We start from the raw sequence: 15,699 nt of genomic DNA on the forward strand, positions 1-15,699 counted from the left end.
TAACTACAAGCAGTCGATTCTACCCCATCATTCGGCGCAGTCGATGCACTTGAGCACCAGGGGATCCCACTCGAGCCGTTTCGTGGCGATCCATTCGCCGCACTCGATGCATTCGCCATACTCGCCCCGGTCGATGCGTGTCAGGGCCGCCGCGATGCGCCGCAGCGCCAGTTGACGCCGCTCCTCTTCGGCCTTGGCCATGGCCTGCCCCTGCAGGGCATCCATGCGCGACAGCCGCCCCACCGAGGTCTGGTCGAGCACCACGGTATCCCGGGCGTCGCGGCTCGACTCGCTCTCCTCGAGCAGTTCGGCGCGCATGGTCCGGAGTCGTTCACGGACGCTTTCCATCTCGAGTTCGGGATGATTCATGGCAACCTCCCTGACGTCAGGGTGACGGGGGCCGGCAAGGCGCTCCACCACCCCGCGATGACTGATATGATATGCCGCTTCGACGAATCGACCTGGGGAAGCCCCATCTTGCCATCGCGGTGCGGCCACCGCACCCATGCATCACAGGGAGGTCTTCATGGGCTACCGCACCCTGCTGCGGGATCATCGCGGCCTGCTCGGCATCGCCTTCCTGGCGCTGTTCTCCTCGAGCCTGGGCCAGAGCTTCTTCATCGGCCTGTTTCAGGTACCGATCAGCGAGCGGTTGGGCCTGTCCGCCGGTCAGTTCGGCAGCGCCTACGCCCTGGTGACCCTGATCGCCGGCTTCGCCATGCTGCGCCTGGGGCCCAGCATCGACTGGGTGCCGCCGCGACGCTTCGCGGTGATCGTGCTCGGCACGCTGCTGATCGGGGTGCTGCTGCTGACGCTCGCGCCCTGGTGGGGGCTGGGGCTGCTCGGCCTGGGCCTGGTGCGGCTGTGTGGCCAGGGGATGATGACGCATCTGGGCAACACCCTGGCGGGGCGCGAGTTCGTGGCCATGCGCGGCCGCGCCCTGGGGCTGGTCAGCATGGGCATCATGCTTGGCGAGACGGCGCTGCCACCGCTGATGGCGGCGGCGCTGGTATGGCTCGGCTGGCGGGAACTCTGGTGGCTCTTCGTGCTGGTGCTGGCGGGCCTGTGGATACCATTGCTGATTCGTGGCCCCTGGCCCGGGGCACCGGGGCTACGGCCTAAGCATGGCCAGCGCCGTGGCGGCCCGCGCCCCTTCCGCGACCGGCGCTTCTGGTTCCTGCTGCCGCTGCTGATGATCCTGCCGGTAACCATGACGGGGCTGTTCATCTACCAGGCGCGCATGACCGCGGACCTCGGCAGCACCCTGGGCGTCTACGCCTTGGCACTGACCGGCATGGGGCTGGCCAAGCTGCCCGGCGCCCTGCTCGGCGGACGCTGGGTGGACAAGCTGGGGCCGGTGCGCCTGGCGCGGCTCTATCTGCTGCCCTTTGCGCTGGCACTGGTGGTGGCCCTCGCGATCGGCGGCCACGCCGGGGTCTGGGCGCTGATGGTCGGTGGCGGGCTCGCCATGGGGGCCCAGGAACCGATCGCCACCAGCCTGCTGGTGCGACTCTGGGGGGCCGAGCATCTCGGCACGGTACGCGCCACCCTGAGCGCCTGCATGGTATTTTCCACCGGCATCGCCCCGGCGATACTGGGCGTGGCGCTGGACCTCGGTGCCGACTTCCCCCTGGTGCTGGCCGGCATGCTGGCGTTTCTGGTCATCGGCTGGGTGCTCGCCCAGCGGGTGCTGGCCAGCCCGGAAGCGACGACCCCCTGACACGACACCGCCGGCCCCGGGGCCGGCGGTGTCATGCGCCTCGGTCGCGGCAGGGGCTCAGCGCAGCAGCAGCACCGGTACGCTGGCCTTGCGCAGCATGGCGGTGGTGGTGCTGCCCACCAGCAGGTGGCGGATGCGCGAGTGGCCATAGGCCCCCATCACCAGCAGGTCGATGTCATGCTCGGCCTGGTAGGCACGCAGGGTCTCCTCCACCTCACCGGCGCGGATCGCGCCCTCGGCCTCGTGGCCGGCGTCACTCAGGGTCGCCAGCGCCCAGTCGAGCTGGGAGCGGTTGTCGCCGGTCTCGGCGCCGACGATCACCACATGGCAGGGGATGCCGTTGAACAGCGGGCTCCTGGCCAGCATCTCCACCCCCTTGCGGGTGGTCTTGCTGCCGTCGAAGGCGATCATCACCTTCTCCGGCCGCTTGAAGGCCTCGGGCACCATCAGGATCGGCCGGTGCAGGGTGCGCACCACCCGCTCCAGGTTGGAGCCCAGGTGATCGACGGCCTGATGGGCGGTCTCGCCGCGCTTGCCCACCACCAGCAGTCGGATCTCGCCTTCCAGTTCCTCGAGTGTCTCCACCAGGGTGCCGTTGCGCTGGCGGGTGGCGGGCTCGCTCACCCCGTCCTCGACGGCCCGCTCCTTGGCTGCCTTGAGCATCAGCCGACCCTGCTCCTGGGCCACCTTGGCGCGCTGCTCATCGAGGGTGGCCAGCTCCTCGAGGAGGTGCTCACGGGAGCCCAGGCCAATGTTGCCGGAGAGATCCGCCTCGGCGGTTTGGGGGTGGTTGTCCACCACGTGCAGGAAGGTCAGCGGCGCGTCGAGCGCCAGGCTGGCCCAGGCCGCGTAGTCGCACACCCCTTCCGAGAACTGCGAGCCGTCGATGGCGGCCATCACCTGATCTGTCATCTTGTCGTTTCCCGAGCTGGCGTGGGTTGGCGGCGGGTGCGATCGTATCGACCCGCCGTTACACAAGTTCTACACCATCGGGCCGGCGCATCACAGAGGCAGGCCGGCCCGCTGGCGCGGGTCTCGTCACGAATCAATGGCCGCCCATCAGCTTCTCGACGGCTTCCGGGTCGTCATGCACCGCATAGCGATCGACGATGGTGGCGCTCGCCTCGTTGAGGCCGATCAGCTCCACCTCGGTACCCTCGCGGCGGAACTTGATCACCACCCGGTCCAGGGCCTGGACGGCGGTGATGTCCCAGAAGTGGGCACGCGAGAGATCGATGGTCACCTTCTCCACGGTCTCCTTGAAGTCGAAGGCGTTACCGAAGCGCTCGGAGGAGGCGAAAAACACCTGCCCCACCACCTTGTAGACGCGATGGCGGCCCTGTTCGGTTTCCTCGGAGCCGATATAGAAGATATTGCCCACCTTGTTGGCGAAGTTCATGGCGGCGAGCAGCACGCCGACGAAGACGCCGATCGCCAGGTTATGGGTGCCCACGGTGACCACCACGGTAACCACCATCACCATGTTGGTGCTCATGGGATGCTTCTTGAGGTCGCGGATGGAACTCCAGCTGAAGGTACCGATGGCCACCATGATCATCACCGCCACCAGGGCCGCCATCGGGATCCGCGACACCCAGTCGGCGAGGAAGACCACCATCAGCAGCAGGGCGACACCGGCGATCAGCGTCGACATACGGCGACGACCGCCCGACTTGATGTTGATCACCGACTGGCCGATCATCGCGCAGCCCGCCATGCCGCCCAGCAGGCCGGCACCGATGTTGGCGATGCCCTGGCCCTTGCATTCGCGGTTCTTGTCGCTCTGGGTATCCGTCAGATCGTCGATGATGGTGGCGGTCATCATCGACTCGAGCAGGCCCACCACGGTGAGCATCAGCGAGTAGGGCAGGATGATCATCAACGTCTCGAGGTTCAGCGGCACGTCGGGCCACAGGAACACCGGCAGGCTGTCCGGCAGTTCGCCCATGTCCCCCACGCTGCGGATCTCCATGCCGGTCATCATGTAGATCGCGGTCAACACCACGATACACACCAGCGGCGACGGCAGCGACTTGCCCACCACCGGCACGTAGGGGAAGCCGTAGATGATGGCCAGGCCGGCGATGGTCATGGCATAGACATGCCATGTAACACCAGTTAATTCAGGAAGTTGGGCCATGAAGATCAGGATCGCCAGGGCGTTGACGAAGCCGGTGACCACCGAGCGCGAGACGAAGCGCATCAGGTCGGCGAGCTTGAGATACCCCGCAACGATCTGCAGCACCCCAGTGAGCAGGGTGGCGGCCAGCAGGTACTGCAAGCCGTGTTCCTTGACCAGGGTGATCATCAACAGCGCCATGGCCCCGGTGGCCGCGGAAATCATGCCGGACCGGCCGCCGGTGAAGGCGATGATCACGCAGATGGCGAAGGAGGCATAGAGGCCGACCTTGGGGTCGACCCCGGCGATGATCGAGAAGGCGATGGCCTCCGGGATCAGCGCCAGGGCCACGACGATGCCGGAGAGGGTGTCGCCCTTGAGATTGGAGAACCAGCTCAGTTTCATTTTTTCGTACATGCTGCGGTCCAGTCTGGGGTGATTGTCATGCCGTGAGGCGCCAGGGGTCTTGCCGTCGCACGCCATGCCTTCGGCCACGCCGGGTCAGGCACGGCTCGCGGCGGGCGTGTCGCGATGGATGGCTCACAGGGTGGGCGCGGGGCGCCCGGGACATCGGCGTGATGTCGGGCGATGACGCAGCATCGCCAGGATAAGGAAGGAGGTTGCGCTAGGGCGGCGTGGCCGGCCCTGCCAGGGGGGTCATCACGGTCTGTCGATTCCCTTGCTCTGTATCAACTGCTCTTGATCAACGGGGCGTCGTGAGACGAAAGTCCAACGCTCGCTCCCGACAAGAGCGCAAGAGTCTACCAGAACTCATGCTGCGGTGCACCCGAGGGTGCAATGCCACGGCCGTCCGGCCGTGGCACTGGCCGGGTCAGGTGTCGTCGCCACTATCCGGTGTCGCCTGGCCGGCACGCGCCTGCGCCGCGGGGGAGGCCTTCATCTGCCGGAAGGCCTCCATGATGTCCATGGGCAGCGGCACCACGATGGTCGAGGCGTTCTTGTTGCTCATGTCGCTCATGGTCTGTAGATAACGCAGTTGCAGGGCGGCGGAGTTCTCTGACATCACGTTGGCCGCCTGGACCAGCTTCTTCGAGGCCTGCAGCTCGCCCTCGGCATGGATCACCTTGGCGCGCCGCTCGCGTTCGGCCTCGGCCTGGCGGGCAATGGCACGGATCATGCTTTCGTCGAGGTCGACATGCTTGATCTCGACGTTGGCCACCTTGATCCCCCACCCCTCGGCGGAGCTGTCGATGATCTCCTGGATGTCGTCGTTGAGCTTGTCACGCTCGGAGAGCATCTCGTCCAGGTCGTGCTTGCCGAGTACCGAACGCAGCGTGGTCTGGGCCAGCTGGCTGGTGGCATTGACGTAATTCTCCACCTGGATGATCGCCTTCTCCGGGTCCACTACCCGAAAGTAGAGCACCGCATTGACCTTGACGGTGACGTTGTCCTGGGAGATCACGTCCTGTTCCGGTACGTCCATGGTGATCACCCGCAGGTCGACCACATCCATCTTCTGGATGCCGGGGATGATGATGATCAGCCCCGGCCCCTTCACCGCCTGGAAACGGCCGAGGAAGAACACCACGCCGCGCTTGTACTCCGGCAGGATACGAATCGCGGCGGCGAGCAGCATGAGCAGCAGAACGACCGGAACGAGATAGGTAATCATCATGACGGGTTCTCCCTGTACGGCTTGAACAGTACGCCTTGAACGATACGACGCGAACGCTTCAGTCGTTCCCGCCTCGGTCACTCTCCTCGAGCGGCGCGACATCGACGGTCAGCCCGTCGATGGCCTGCACCCGCACGACCTGCCCCTTGCGCAGCGGCCGGGAACTGCGGGCTTTCCAGCGCTCCCCGTGCAGCCGGACATGCCCCTGCCCCTCGAAATCCTCCAGCACCGTGGCCTCGCTGGCGACGAGCTCCTCCTCGCCGGTTCTCACCGGCCGACGCCTGAGCCCCACGAAGCGCGTCATGACCCACAGCATCAGTGCGGCGGCCAGCAGGGCGATGCCGCCGATCATCGGCAGCGAGACACTCAGGTTTTCCGCATCCATCAGTATCACCGATCCGATCACGAAGGCGACGATGCCGCCAATTCCCAATATGCCGAAACTGGGCATCAGCGCCTCGCCCACGATCAGCCCCAGTCCCACCAGGATCAGCGCCAGCCCCGCGTAGTTGATCGGCAGCACCTGGAAGGCAAACAGCGCCAGCAGCAGGCAGATGATGCCGATGGTGCCCGGCACCAGACTGCCCGGATTGGACAGCTCGAAGATCAGCCCGTAGAAGCCGATGATCATCAGGAAATAGGCGACATTGGGGTTGGTGATCACCGAGAGCAGTTCGGTGCGCCAGTCGGGATCGAAGCGCACGATGACCAGCTCGCTCGTCTCCAGCGTCCGTTCGCCATGCTCCATCACCACCGTTCGGCCATCGATCTGTGCCAGCAGGTCGTCGATGTCGCCGGCCACCACGTCGATGACATTCCTTTCCAGCGCCTCGCGAGAGGTGAGGTTGACCGCCTCGCGTACCGCCTCCTCGGCCCAATCGGCGTTGCGGCCATGGCGGTCGGCGAGGCTGCGGATATAGGAGACGGCATCCTCCAGCACCTTGCGCTCCATGGCCGACTCGCCGCGGCGCGGGCCCTCGGCGGTCTCCTCACTGGCCTCGTCATCATCAGATACGGCTTCCTCGTCATCACTGGCAGCGGCATCGTCACCGTTGGCGGCATCACCATCATCGCCGGTGGCACTCTCTTCCTCCGCCCGGACACCGCCGCCGTTGCCGTCATCCTCCTCCTCATCGTCGCCCAGCCCCGGCAGGCCTCCACCGCCTATCTGCACTGGCGTCGCCGAGCCCAGGTGGGTGGCCGGGGCCATCGCCGCCACATGGCTGCCGTAGAGCAGGTAGGTGCCCGCACTGGCCGCGCGGGCACCACTGGGCGAGACATAGATGGCCACCGGCACGGAAGCGTTGAGCATGCTGCGGATCATGCTGCGCATGGAGGCATCGAGCCCGCCGGGGGTGTCCATCTGCACCACCACCAGCTCGGCATTGCCCTCTTCGGCCTTGCGCAATCCGCGCTGGAAGTAGTCGCTGATGGCCGGCCCGATGGCCCCGTCGATGGTCATTACCAGGGCGGTCCGCTCCTCCTGCTGGGCATGGGCATGCCAAGCCAGCAGGCCACCCACTCCCAGACACAGCAGGCTGAACAGCAGCAGCATGCGCCTGGTCATGGCCCCGCGGAGTCCACTCGTCATAATGTGCCCTGCCCTGCGTCTTCTGCCCTTGAGAGTCGCAATCGCGCACCGTGGTTCAGCCGTTGCCGATATCAGCGTAGGCAGAAGAACGACTCCACCGCAACAGCGGGCCACCGCAACCGCGGTCGTCGAGTGGCGGCCTTCTCCCTTCCCGTCGATTCACCGAGGCCCGTTCCGGCCGACCGCCTCGGGCCGTTGACTGCTCTCTGGTACTGAATTGGCATAACCTGAACTCAGACGCGGTACTCTTGCTTCTGTAAGGAACCGACACACGTCCTCGACCACTCAATTGCATGGGCATGACGGATGACGAGGAGCACCATGATCGACGCCACGCTACCGGAAGGCGACGAGGGTCCCCGGGGCCTGCTCGACAGGTTACGCCTGGCCCTCCAGCGGTCCGGGCACGATGCGAGCGTTCATGAACTGCGCCCGATGGCCGACACCGGCCTGGCGCATCACCATGTCTGGCTGGTCCGCGACACCATCGATTGGGTCGCGCGCCTGCCCAAGCAGAGCCAACTGGGGCTAGGCGCACGGGCCAACCTCGATTATCAGGCGGCCTGCTTCGCCCGAGCGAGCGAGAGCGGGCACACGCCGGCACTGCACGGGGTCCTCCCCCCATCCGACGACCTGCCGCGAGGTGGCCTGCTGGTCAGCGCCATTCGCGGTCGGCCGGCGCGCCTGCCGGATGATCTCCCGGCCATCGCCGAGGCCTTGGCCTGCCTGCACGCCCTGGAAATACCGCCCTGCGGACAGCGCGAACCGCTGCAGGCCCCTGGCGATCCCTGGGCCGCGATGCACGACGAGGTCACGACACAGGCCCGCTTTCTGGACCGAGCGGACCTGACGCCGGCGGTGCGGCGTTGCCTGGAGGCCGAGCTCGCCGCCCTGCCACAGCGGCTGCCCGCCGCCGAGCCCCGGCTGATCAGCTTCGACGCCCACCCGGGCAACTTCCTGATCACCGACTCGGGACGCGCCGTGCTGGTGGATCTCGAGAAGTGCCGCTACGGCCTGCCCGGCTTCGACCTGGCCCATGCCAGCCTCTATACCTCGACCACCTGGGACCTCGTCAGCCGTGCCGAGCTGTCAGCGGGGCAGGTGGCCGACTTCTACCGCCGCTGGATCATGGCGACGGGCTTCGACGGCGATACCTCGGTCCTGCTCGCCTGTCGCCGTGCCATGTGGCTCTGGTCGCTGACCTGGTGTGCCAAGTGGCGTGCCAGCCATCGCCGGAGGCGTGACGCCCATGCCCGCGGCGAGGACTGGTCCGCCGAGCTCAGCGACGAGGCGCTGATCGCCCATGTGCGCGATCGGGTCGACCACTATCTCTCCCTGCCCGCCATCAGGCGTGTGCAGGATGAATTTCGCACCCTCGAGGGCGCGCTGACTACCGCCATGAATTGAAGAAGGATTCCCTTGATGCCGAGCCGTCTTCTCGCCGCTGCTTCGCTTTCTCTGCTGCTCGCCACTCCGCTTCACGCCACCCCCGATCCCGGCGACTGGGAGGCCGTGCTCGACGAGGCCCGCGGCCAGACCGTCTACTGGAATGCCTGGGCGGGCGACACCCGCACCAATCGCTATATCGAGTGGGTCGACCGGCGCATGCGGGACGAATACGATGTGACGGTGGTGCATGTGAAGCTCGACGACACCAGCGCTGCCGTGTCTCGCGTCCTGGCCGAGAAGTCCGCCGGCAACCGCGAGGACGGCAGCATCGACCTGATCTGGATCAATGGCGAGAACTTCGCCGCCATGAAGGCGGCCGACCTGCTGTTCGGTCCCTTCGCCGAGCGGTTGCCGAACTTCGCGCTTACCCACCCCGAGCATAACCCCGAGGTGGTCACCGACTTCACACTGCCCACCGAAGGCTTCGAGGCCCCCTGGGGCAAGGCACAGATCACCTTCTACCATGACAGTGCCGAGCTCGAGTCGCCGCCCCGTGACATCGAGACACTGCTCGCGTGGGCCGAGGCCAACCCCGGCCGCTTCACCTATCCCCGCATTCCCGACTTCACCGGCAGCACCTTCCTCAAGCAGGCGCTGATCGCCCTGACCGATGCCGACGAGGCGCTCTACGCCCCGGTGGAGGAGAGCGACTTCGCGGTCGTCACCGCCCCGCTGTGGGACTACCTGGACGCCCTGCACCCCCACTTGTGGCGCGGCGGGCGGCAGTTCCCCGCCACCGGTCCGGAGCTGCGCAACCTGATGAGCGACGGCGAACTGGCCCTGGCCTTCACCTTCATTCCCTCGGAGCCGGCCGCCGCAGTGGCCGACTTCGAGCTCCCGCCCTCCACTCGCAGCTATGTGCTGGAGGGCGGCACCCTCGGCAACGTGCACTTCGTCGCCATTCCCTTCAACTCACCCCACAAGGCCGGCGCCATGGTGGTCGCCGATTTCCTGCTCTCCCCGGAGGCCCAGGCCCACAAGCAGGACCTGTCGGTGTGGGGTGACCGCACCGTGCTCGACGTGACGCGCCTCGATGAGCAGTCACGAGCGCTCTTCACCCTGGACGAGGAGAACCCGGCGATGCTCCCCCCCGGCGCCCTGGACCAGACGCTGCCCGAGCCGCACCCGAGCTGGATGACCGCTCTGCAGGAGGCCTGGCGCGAGCGCTATGTGCGTAACTGATGACGATGGCTCTCTGCACCACAGCCGGTGACGAGGCGCGATCGGGATGATCCTGCGCCTCGCTCCCGTGCTGATCGTCACCCTGCTGGTCGGTCCCATCCTCGCCGGCCTGGCCATGGCGGTGCTGCCCGCCTTCGGCTACCTGCCGGCACTGGGTGGCGACGACTTCAGTCTGGTTCCCTGGCGGCAGCTGTTCGCCCAGCCCGGTCTGGCGCGCTCGGTGGCGATCAGCCTGGCCAGCGGTCTGGTCACCACCGCGGTGTCGCTCGTCGTGGTGCTGCTGTTTCAGGCCGGAGTCTCGGGCAGCCGGTTGGATCACTGGATTCGCCGGCTGGTCTCGCCGCTGCTTTCGGTCCCTCATGCCGCCGCCGCCTTCGGCCTGGCCTTCCTGATCGCCCCCTCGGGCCAGGTGGCCCGGCTGCTCTCGCCGGGGCTGACCGGCTGGGAGCGCCCCCCGGACCTGCTGATCGTCCAGGACCCCTGGGGCCTGTCGCTGATGGCAGGGCTGATCATCAAGGAGATCCCCTTCCTGCTGCTGATGAGCCTGGCGGCCCTGCCCCAGCTCGACCCCGAGCGGCGCGTGGCCATGGCCCGCTCATTGGGCTATCGCCCGGCCATCGCCTGGCTCAAGGTCGTCGTCCCGGCGCTCTATCCGCTGATTCGTCTGCCGGTCTATGCGGTCATCGCCTACGCTTCCTCGGTGGTCGACATGGCCGTGATTCTCGGCCCCACCCTGCCGTCCACGCTCAGCGTCTCGGTTCTGCAGTGGTTCGGCGATCCCGATCTCGACCGACGCTTCATGGCCGCGGCCGGCGCGGTACTGCAACTCGGCGTCACCGCCGCAGCGCTGGCGATCTGGTGGTGCCTTGAATGTCTCGTTGTTCGCCTGGGGCGGCACTGGATCCACCGTGGCGGCCGACAAGGTGGCGAACGGAGCCTGCGGTTTCTCGGCAAGGCGTCGATCCTGCTGACGAGCCTGACCGCCTTCACCGGCATCGCCGGCCTGGCGCTCTATTCGGTGGCCGGCTTCTGGCGCTTTCCCGATGTGCTGCCGCAGGGCTTCACCCTGCTGCACTGGAGCCGGGCCCTGCCATCGCTGGCAGGGCCAGCGGGTTCGACCGTCGTCATCGCCATCGTCTCGACGGCGATCGCCCTGGCCCTGGCCCTGGCCGCACTGGAGAACGAGCAGCGCACCGGGCGTCACCCCTCCGGGAGGCTCTTCTCGGCGCTGGGGCTGCTCTATCTGCCGCTGATCGTGCCGCAGATCGCCTTCCTGTTCGGAGTGGTGGTGGTGGTGGAGTCGCTCGGCATCCGGCCGCAACACGCCCTGGTGATCTTCGGCCACCTGCTGTTCGTGCTGCCCTACGTCTTCCTGTCACTGTCGGAGGCCTACCGACGCCTCGATCCCCGCTGGTCGCGGCTGGCACAGACCCTCGGCGCCTCGCGCAACGCCACCTTCTGGCGGGTACGCCTGCCGCTGCTGCTGGCCCCGCTGCTCACCGCCATGGCGGTGGGGCTGGCGGTGAGCATCGGCCAGTACCTGCCTACCCAACTGCTCGGTGCCGGCCGCGTGCCCACCGTGACCACCGAGGCGGTGGCCCTGGCCGCCGGCGGCAACCGGCGGGTGATCGGCGTCTGGGCGCTGGTTCAGGCCTGCCTGCCGTTGGTGGGCTTCATCATCGCCGTGGGCCTCCCCCGGCTACTCTGGTCCAACCGCCGCGGCATGCGAGGGGCGCCATGAACGATCGCCACCACCTGGCCCTGAAGGAGATCCATATCGCCCTGGACGGGGTGACGCTGCTCGAACTCGAGGCCGCGGTCGGCCCCGGCGAGGTGCTCACCGTGATGGGCCCGTCGGGCTCGGGCAAGTCGACCTTGCTCGCCTTCCTGGCCGGGTTTCTGGGCGCGGCCTTCCAGGCCAGCGGTCACGCGCTCCTCGATGGGCACGACATCACCCACCTGCCAGCGGAACGCCGCGGCATCGGCCTGCTGTTCCAGGATCCGCTGCTGTTCCCGCATCTCTCGGTGGCCGGCAACCTGCGCTTCGGCCTGCCACGGTCGACCCCCGACAAGGCGGCACGGGTCGAGGCCGCCCTGGGGGAGATCGGCCTGGCCGGTTTCGGCGACCGCGACCCGGCGACCCTCTCTGGCGGCCAGAAGGCGCGAGTCGCCCTGATGCGCCTGCTGCTCTCCGAGCCTCGTGCCGTCCTGCTCGACGAGCCCTTCTCCAAGCTCGACACCCACCTGCGCCACGAGATGCGCCAACTGGTGTTCTCCCGCCTGCGCGAGGCCGGGCTACCGAGCCTGCTGGTCACCCACGACCGGGAGGACGCCGAGGATGCCGGCGGGCGGGTGATCGAACTATGAGGCTGAGCGTGATCGTGCCGACCCTCGACGAGGCCGAGGGCATCGAGGCGAGCCTGGCGACTCTGCCGCCGCTTCGCGACATCGAGCTGATCGTTGTCGACGGTGGCAGCCACGACGACACCCCGGCGCGAGCCAGTCGCTTCACCGAGCGGGTCATCCGGAGCGCCCCGGGGCGGTCGCAGCAGCTGAATGCCGGCGCCGAGGTGGCCCATGGCCGGCACCTGCTGTTCCTGCACGCCGATACGCGACTCCCGGCCCATGCCGATCGGCTCATCGAGCGGGCCTTGTCGGGCGAGCGGTGCTGGGGACGCTTCGATATTCGCCTCGAGGGACGTCATCCCCTGCTGCCGGCCATCGCCACGGCCATGAATATCCGCTCCCGGCTCACCGGTATCGCCACCGGTGATCAGGCGCTGTTCATGACCCGTGAGGCGTTCACCGCCGTGGGCGGCTTCCCCGAGCAACCCCTGATGGAGGACATCGAGATGTCGCGTCGACTGAAACGCCTCTCTTCCCCCGCCTGTCTGCGCCACAAGGTGGTGAGCAGCGGCCGGCGCTGGGAGCAACAGGGCGCCTGGACGACGATCCTGATGATGTGGCGGCTGCGCTGGCGCTACTGGCGGGGCGAATCGCCGGAGACCCTGGCACGGGACTATCGTCATGTCCGCTGACTTTCCCCTGGCGATACTGGCCAAGGCACCGCTTCCCGGCCGGGTCAAGACGCGCCTGATCGACGCTCTCGGCGCCGAGGGTGCGGCGAGACTGCACCAGCGCCTGCTGTGTCATACGCTGAAAGTCGCCGCGGCCGCCACGTCGGCCCATCGCATTACCCTGTGGACGGCACTGGATCATGCCCATCCGCTGTTCCTCGAACTGGCCGGCCAGTACGGCATCGAGCTTCGCGCCCAGCCGGAGGGCGATCTGGGGGCGCGCATGCATCACGCCCTGAGCACCATGCCCGGCCCGGGCCTGTTGATCGGCAGCGACTGCCCCATGCTCACGCCGATGCTGCTGCAACGCTGCTGGAGGGCCCTGGTCCAGGCGGATGCGGTCTTCCTGCCGGCCGAGGACGGCGGCTATGCGCTGGTCGGCGTGCAGCGCCCCGACCCGCGACTCTTCGAATCGATCGCCTGGGGCACGGGCCGGGTGATGGACCAGACCCGGCGGCGAGCCCGTGAGCTCGGCTGGCGGCTGGCCTGTCCGGCCAGAGTATGGGATGTTGACCGGGAGAGCGACGTTCGACGCCTTGGCAGGACCTTTCCCGACCTGCTGACGTCGTGAGCCACGACGCGATGCATCACTGGAGCACACCTGCATGTCCGATGATACCGAGGCACGGATGCAGCGGCTGACGGCCATACGACCGCGCCTGATCTCCTTCGCCCGCCTGCACCTGCGCGACCCTTCGCTGGCCGAGGATGCCGTTCAGGAGTCGTTGATGGCCGCCATCGAGAAGAACGACAGCTTCGACGGCCGCTCCAGTTACGAGACCTGGGTATTCGGTATCCTCAAGTACAAGATCCTCGATGCCATGCGTGCCCTGAAGCGCCAGGGCAAGTGGCAACCCCTGGAGGACGAGACCGACGACGACGCCATCGACCGTCAGTTCCAGCAGAGCGGCCGCTGGCGGGTCGAGGCGCGACCGGCTCACTGGGGGGATCCGGAGGCCGCCTTCGAGAGCGAGCTGTTCTGGCAGGTCTTCGATGCCTGCATGATTGCCCTGCCGGACACCATCGCCCGGGTCTTCTCGCTGCGCGAGTTGATGGGGCTCTCCACCGAAGAGATCTGCCGGGAAATCGGCATCAAGGAAAACAACTGCTGGGTGATTCTGCACCGAGCCCGTCTGCGGCTGCGTGCATGCATCGAGCAGGGCTGGCTGAAGGAGGGATCGGCATGATGATGTGCAAGCAGGCGACCCGCTTGATGTCACTCAGGCAGGACCGCCCTCTCACCCTTCGGCAGCGTCTCTCGCTGCGCTTTCACCTGATGATGTGCGACGCCTGTACCGAGTGCAACCGCCAGTTCGACCTGTTGCATGAGGCGGGGCGACGCCACGCCTCGGCGCTGCAGGAGGACGACGACGCCCGCTAGCCCCGGACACCGACCCCGCCTTCTCGGCGGCAATGTCTTCCCGTACCTTGCAGTCTCTCGGGGCGAGGGCATTGGCTTGATTTATGGACTGATCAATTCTAAATTCGAGAGGGAGCAATCCAACCGAAGAGGTCAGGCTCATGCTCAGAGCAATACTGGCGACCCTCGGTGCTTCGCTTCTGGCTGCACAGGTCCAGGCATCCGACCCGACGACACCGCTGGTCGATGGCGACTGGCTCGACAGGCATCTCGACGACGATGACCTCGTCGTGCTCGATGTTCGCTCGTCCATCGATGATGGCGGCGATCGTGACAGCTTCGAGGCCGCGCGCATCCCGGGCAGCCGTTACAGCAACTATACCGACGCCGGCTGGCGCGAGGACCGCGACGGAGTCGCCGGCCTGATGCCCGACGTCGAGGACCTGGAGGCATTGATCGGTGGGCTGGGGATCGGTAACGACGATACCGTGGTCATCGTGCCGGCAGGCACCGGGCCCACCGACTTCGGCAGCGCCGCGCGTGTCTACTGGACCTTCAAGGCGCTGGGCCACGACGAAGTGACGATTCTCAACGGCGGCTTCGCCGGCTGGGAGGCGCAGGGCCACGAGGTCGCCAGCGGCCCGGTGGGTGACACCGAGGCGGTCAGCTTCGAGGGCACCCTGCGCGAGGCGCTGCTGGCCACCACCGAGGAGGTTGAAGCGGCCCGCCAGGCCGAGGAGCAGCTGGTGGACGCCCGACCGCCGGCCTTCTTCATCGGTGAGGCTCAGTCGCCCGCGGCACGAGTCCCCGGCACCATCCCCGGATCGGTGAACCTGCCCCATGACAGTCACCTGGTGGAGCAGGACGGGGCCTACTACCTGAATGCCAAGGCACTGGCGGCGCACATCGACGAATTGGGGCTGGACCGCGAGGCGCCCACCGTCGCCTTCTGCAACACCGGCCACTGGGCGGCCAGCGGCTGGTTCCAGCTCAGCGAGCTGGGCGGTGTCGAGAACGCCAGCATGTACGACGGCTCCATGGCCGCCTGGACCCGCGACAATGAGCGTCCCGTGCAGCTGGCCGACCGGGGCACCCTCGCCGTCGGCGAGCTGGTCGAGTAACCGACGCCGACGACTCCGCCATGACGCCCCGCGACCCACCGGCCGCGGGGCGTTTTGCTGCTACCCCAACCGTTCGGCCAAGGCGTCGAGATCTGAGCATGAAACCGCCATCGATATGAGCGGCTTGTACCACAACACTACGGTTGCCATCGCGTAGCACACTCCGCAGCTTGGTATGATGCGGCCCTGCCGGATTCCAGATTTCGCTCCGGTTCACTATCTGGGCAGGCGAATCCCGCCTCAGCTGATAACGCGTGACGCCACCGACCATCCGTGAGTTCGAGTTGCCGGCTTCGAGAACTATCGGACCGCCAACCGACGCGGCAGAGACCTGGCCAATCCCCCCATCATCATGCTGGCAAGAAGCGCGACAGCAATTTTTACACTAGTTCTCATGACCTTATCTCCATCAGCATTGCCGTTAGATCGTCATTGGTGCACCAA

At 67.0% G+C, this 15,699-nt stretch carries 15 protein-coding genes; 10 read left to right on the plus strand and 5 right to left on the minus strand.

Features of this window, described 5'->3' with window-relative positions; translation table 11 throughout:
* Positions 1 to 27: 27 nt before the first annotated feature.
* Positions 28 to 369, minus strand: coding sequence for a TraR/DksA family transcriptional regulator (locus AC5W54_RS08990; RefSeq protein ID WP_495961737.1), 342 nt, complete (start codon positions 367 to 369; stop codon positions 28 to 30).
* A 157-nt stretch (positions 370 to 526) separates the two neighbouring features.
* On the opposite strand from AC5W54_RS08990, the gene AC5W54_RS08995 reads away from it, so the two are divergent.
* Entirely contained in the window at positions 527 to 1,720 is a 1,194-nt protein-coding gene (locus tag AC5W54_RS08995) for an MFS transporter (protein ID WP_495961738.1), read from the plus strand.
* Between the two features lie 57 nt (positions 1,721 to 1,777).
* On the opposite strand, the gene AC5W54_RS09000 is transcribed toward AC5W54_RS08995, so the two are convergent.
* From AC5W54_RS09000 to AC5W54_RS09015, 4 genes are all read right to left on the minus strand, one after another.
* Entirely contained in the window at positions 1,778 to 2,632 is an 855-nt protein-coding gene (locus tag AC5W54_RS09000; protein ID WP_495961739.1) for a universal stress protein, read from the minus strand.
* A 133-nt stretch (positions 2,633 to 2,765) separates the two neighbouring features.
* Positions 2,766 to 4,256: a SulP family inorganic anion transporter gene (locus AC5W54_RS09005; protein WP_495961740.1), complete on the minus strand. Its 1,491-nt coding sequence runs from the start codon at positions 4,254 to 4,256 to the stop codon at positions 2,766 to 2,768.
* A gap of 415 nt (positions 4,257 to 4,671) precedes the next feature.
* Entirely contained in the window at positions 4,672 to 5,475 is an 804-nt protein-coding gene (locus AC5W54_RS09010; RefSeq protein WP_495961741.1) for a slipin family protein, read from the minus strand.
* A gap of 58 nt (positions 5,476 to 5,533) precedes the next feature.
* The gene (locus AC5W54_RS09015) at positions 5,534 to 7,042 is read right to left on the minus strand and encodes an NfeD family protein (protein WP_495961742.1); all 1,509 of its coding nucleotides are present in this window, start codon (positions 7,040 to 7,042) and stop codon (positions 5,534 to 5,536) included.
* Positions 7,043 to 7,387: 345 nt separating this feature from the next.
* Here AC5W54_RS09015 and AC5W54_RS09020 point away from each other — a divergent pair, with 345 nt between their 5' ends.
* The 9 genes from AC5W54_RS09020 (at position 7,388) to AC5W54_RS09060 (ending at position 15,255) form a co-directional block, all read left to right on the plus strand.
* Entirely contained in the window at positions 7,388 to 8,473 is a 1,086-nt protein-coding gene (locus tag AC5W54_RS09020) for a phosphotransferase family protein (RefSeq protein WP_495961743.1), read from the plus strand.
* A 15-nt stretch (positions 8,474 to 8,488) separates the two neighbouring features.
* Positions 8,489 to 9,697 carry an ABC transporter substrate-binding protein gene (locus tag AC5W54_RS09025; RefSeq protein ID WP_495961744.1) on the plus strand — a complete coding sequence of 403 codons (1,209 nt, stop codon included), beginning with the start codon at positions 8,489 to 8,491 and terminating at the stop codon, positions 9,695 to 9,697.
* A 46-nt stretch (positions 9,698 to 9,743) separates the two neighbouring features.
* Complete coding sequence (locus AC5W54_RS09030; protein WP_495961745.1) at positions 9,744 to 11,438, plus strand: ABC transporter permease; 1,695 nt, start codon at positions 9,744 to 9,746, stop codon at positions 11,436 to 11,438.
* Entirely contained in the window at positions 11,435 to 12,064 is a 630-nt protein-coding gene (locus AC5W54_RS09035) for an ATP-binding cassette domain-containing protein (RefSeq protein ID WP_495961746.1), read from the plus strand. The genes AC5W54_RS09030 and AC5W54_RS09035 overlap by 4 nt, the downstream gene beginning before the upstream one ends.
* An 8-nt stretch (positions 12,065 to 12,072) precedes the next feature.
* Positions 12,073 to 12,735 (plus strand): TIGR04283 family arsenosugar biosynthesis glycosyltransferase, encoded by a 663-nt coding sequence (locus AC5W54_RS09040; protein WP_495961747.1) that lies wholly within the window; start codon positions 12,073 to 12,075, stop codon positions 12,733 to 12,735.
* Positions 12,725 to 13,345 (plus strand): TIGR04282 family arsenosugar biosynthesis glycosyltransferase, encoded by a 621-nt coding sequence (locus AC5W54_RS09045; protein ID WP_495961748.1) that lies wholly within the window; start codon positions 12,725 to 12,727, stop codon positions 13,343 to 13,345. The genes AC5W54_RS09040 and AC5W54_RS09045 overlap by 11 nt, the downstream gene beginning before the upstream one ends.
* Before the next feature lie 34 nt (positions 13,346 to 13,379).
* Positions 13,380 to 13,961 (plus strand): sigma-70 family RNA polymerase sigma factor, encoded by a 582-nt coding sequence (locus tag AC5W54_RS09050; protein ID WP_495961749.1) that lies wholly within the window; start codon positions 13,380 to 13,382, stop codon positions 13,959 to 13,961.
* Entirely contained in the window at positions 13,958 to 14,155 is a 198-nt protein-coding gene (locus AC5W54_RS09055; protein ID WP_495961750.1) for a zf-HC2 domain-containing protein, read from the plus strand. Before AC5W54_RS09050 ends, AC5W54_RS09055 begins: the two co-directional genes overlap by 4 nt.
* Before the next feature lie 140 nt (positions 14,156 to 14,295).
* Entirely contained in the window at positions 14,296 to 15,255 is a 960-nt protein-coding gene (locus AC5W54_RS09060; protein WP_495961751.1) for a sulfurtransferase, read from the plus strand.
* Positions 15,256 to 15,699 lie beyond the last annotated feature (444 nt).

This window comes from Halomonas sp. LMYGS-3 (assembly GCF_059509875.1).

Excerpts from the sequence above, each read along its gene's own strand:
- AC5W54_RS09025 (WP_495961744.1), top strand. The coding sequence starts at position 8,489 with ATGCCGAGCCGTCTTCTCGCCGCTGCTTCGCTTTCTCTGCTGCTCGCC.
- AC5W54_RS08995 (WP_495961738.1), top strand. The coding sequence starts at position 527 with ATGGGCTACCGCACCCTGCTGCGGGATCATCGCGGCCTGCTCGGCATC.
- AC5W54_RS09000 (WP_495961739.1), bottom strand. The coding sequence starts at position 2,632 with ATGACAGATCAGGTGATGGCCGCCATCGACGGCTCGCAGTTCTCGGAA.
- AC5W54_RS09045 (WP_495961748.1), top strand. The coding sequence starts at position 12,725 with ATGTCCGCTGACTTTCCCCTGGCGATACTGGCCAAGGCACCGCTTCCC.
- AC5W54_RS09020 (WP_495961743.1), top strand. The coding sequence starts at position 7,388 with ATGATCGACGCCACGCTACCGGAAGGCGACGAGGGTCCCCGGGGCCTG.
- AC5W54_RS09010 (WP_495961741.1), bottom strand. The coding sequence starts at position 5,475 with ATGATGATTACCTATCTCGTTCCGGTCGTTCTGCTGCTCATGCTGCTC.
- AC5W54_RS09035 (WP_495961746.1), top strand. The coding sequence starts at position 11,435 with ATGAACGATCGCCACCACCTGGCCCTGAAGGAGATCCATATCGCCCTG.
- AC5W54_RS09050 (WP_495961749.1), top strand. The coding sequence starts at position 13,380 with ATGTCCGATGATACCGAGGCACGGATGCAGCGGCTGACGGCCATACGA.
- AC5W54_RS08990 (WP_495961737.1), bottom strand. The coding sequence starts at position 369 with ATGAATCATCCCGAACTCGAGATGGAAAGCGTCCGTGAACGACTCCGG.
- AC5W54_RS09005 (WP_495961740.1), bottom strand. The coding sequence starts at position 4,256 with ATGTACGAAAAAATGAAACTGAGCTGGTTCTCCAATCTCAAGGGCGAC.
- AC5W54_RS09060 (WP_495961751.1), top strand. The coding sequence starts at position 14,296 with ATGCTCAGAGCAATACTGGCGACCCTCGGTGCTTCGCTTCTGGCTGCA.
- AC5W54_RS09030 (WP_495961745.1), top strand. The coding sequence starts at position 9,744 with ATGATCCTGCGCCTCGCTCCCGTGCTGATCGTCACCCTGCTGGTCGGT.
- AC5W54_RS09055 (WP_495961750.1), top strand. The coding sequence starts at position 13,958 with ATGATGATGTGCAAGCAGGCGACCCGCTTGATGTCACTCAGGCAGGAC.
- AC5W54_RS09015 (WP_495961742.1), bottom strand. The coding sequence starts at position 7,042 with ATGACCAGGCGCATGCTGCTGCTGTTCAGCCTGCTGTGTCTGGGAGTG.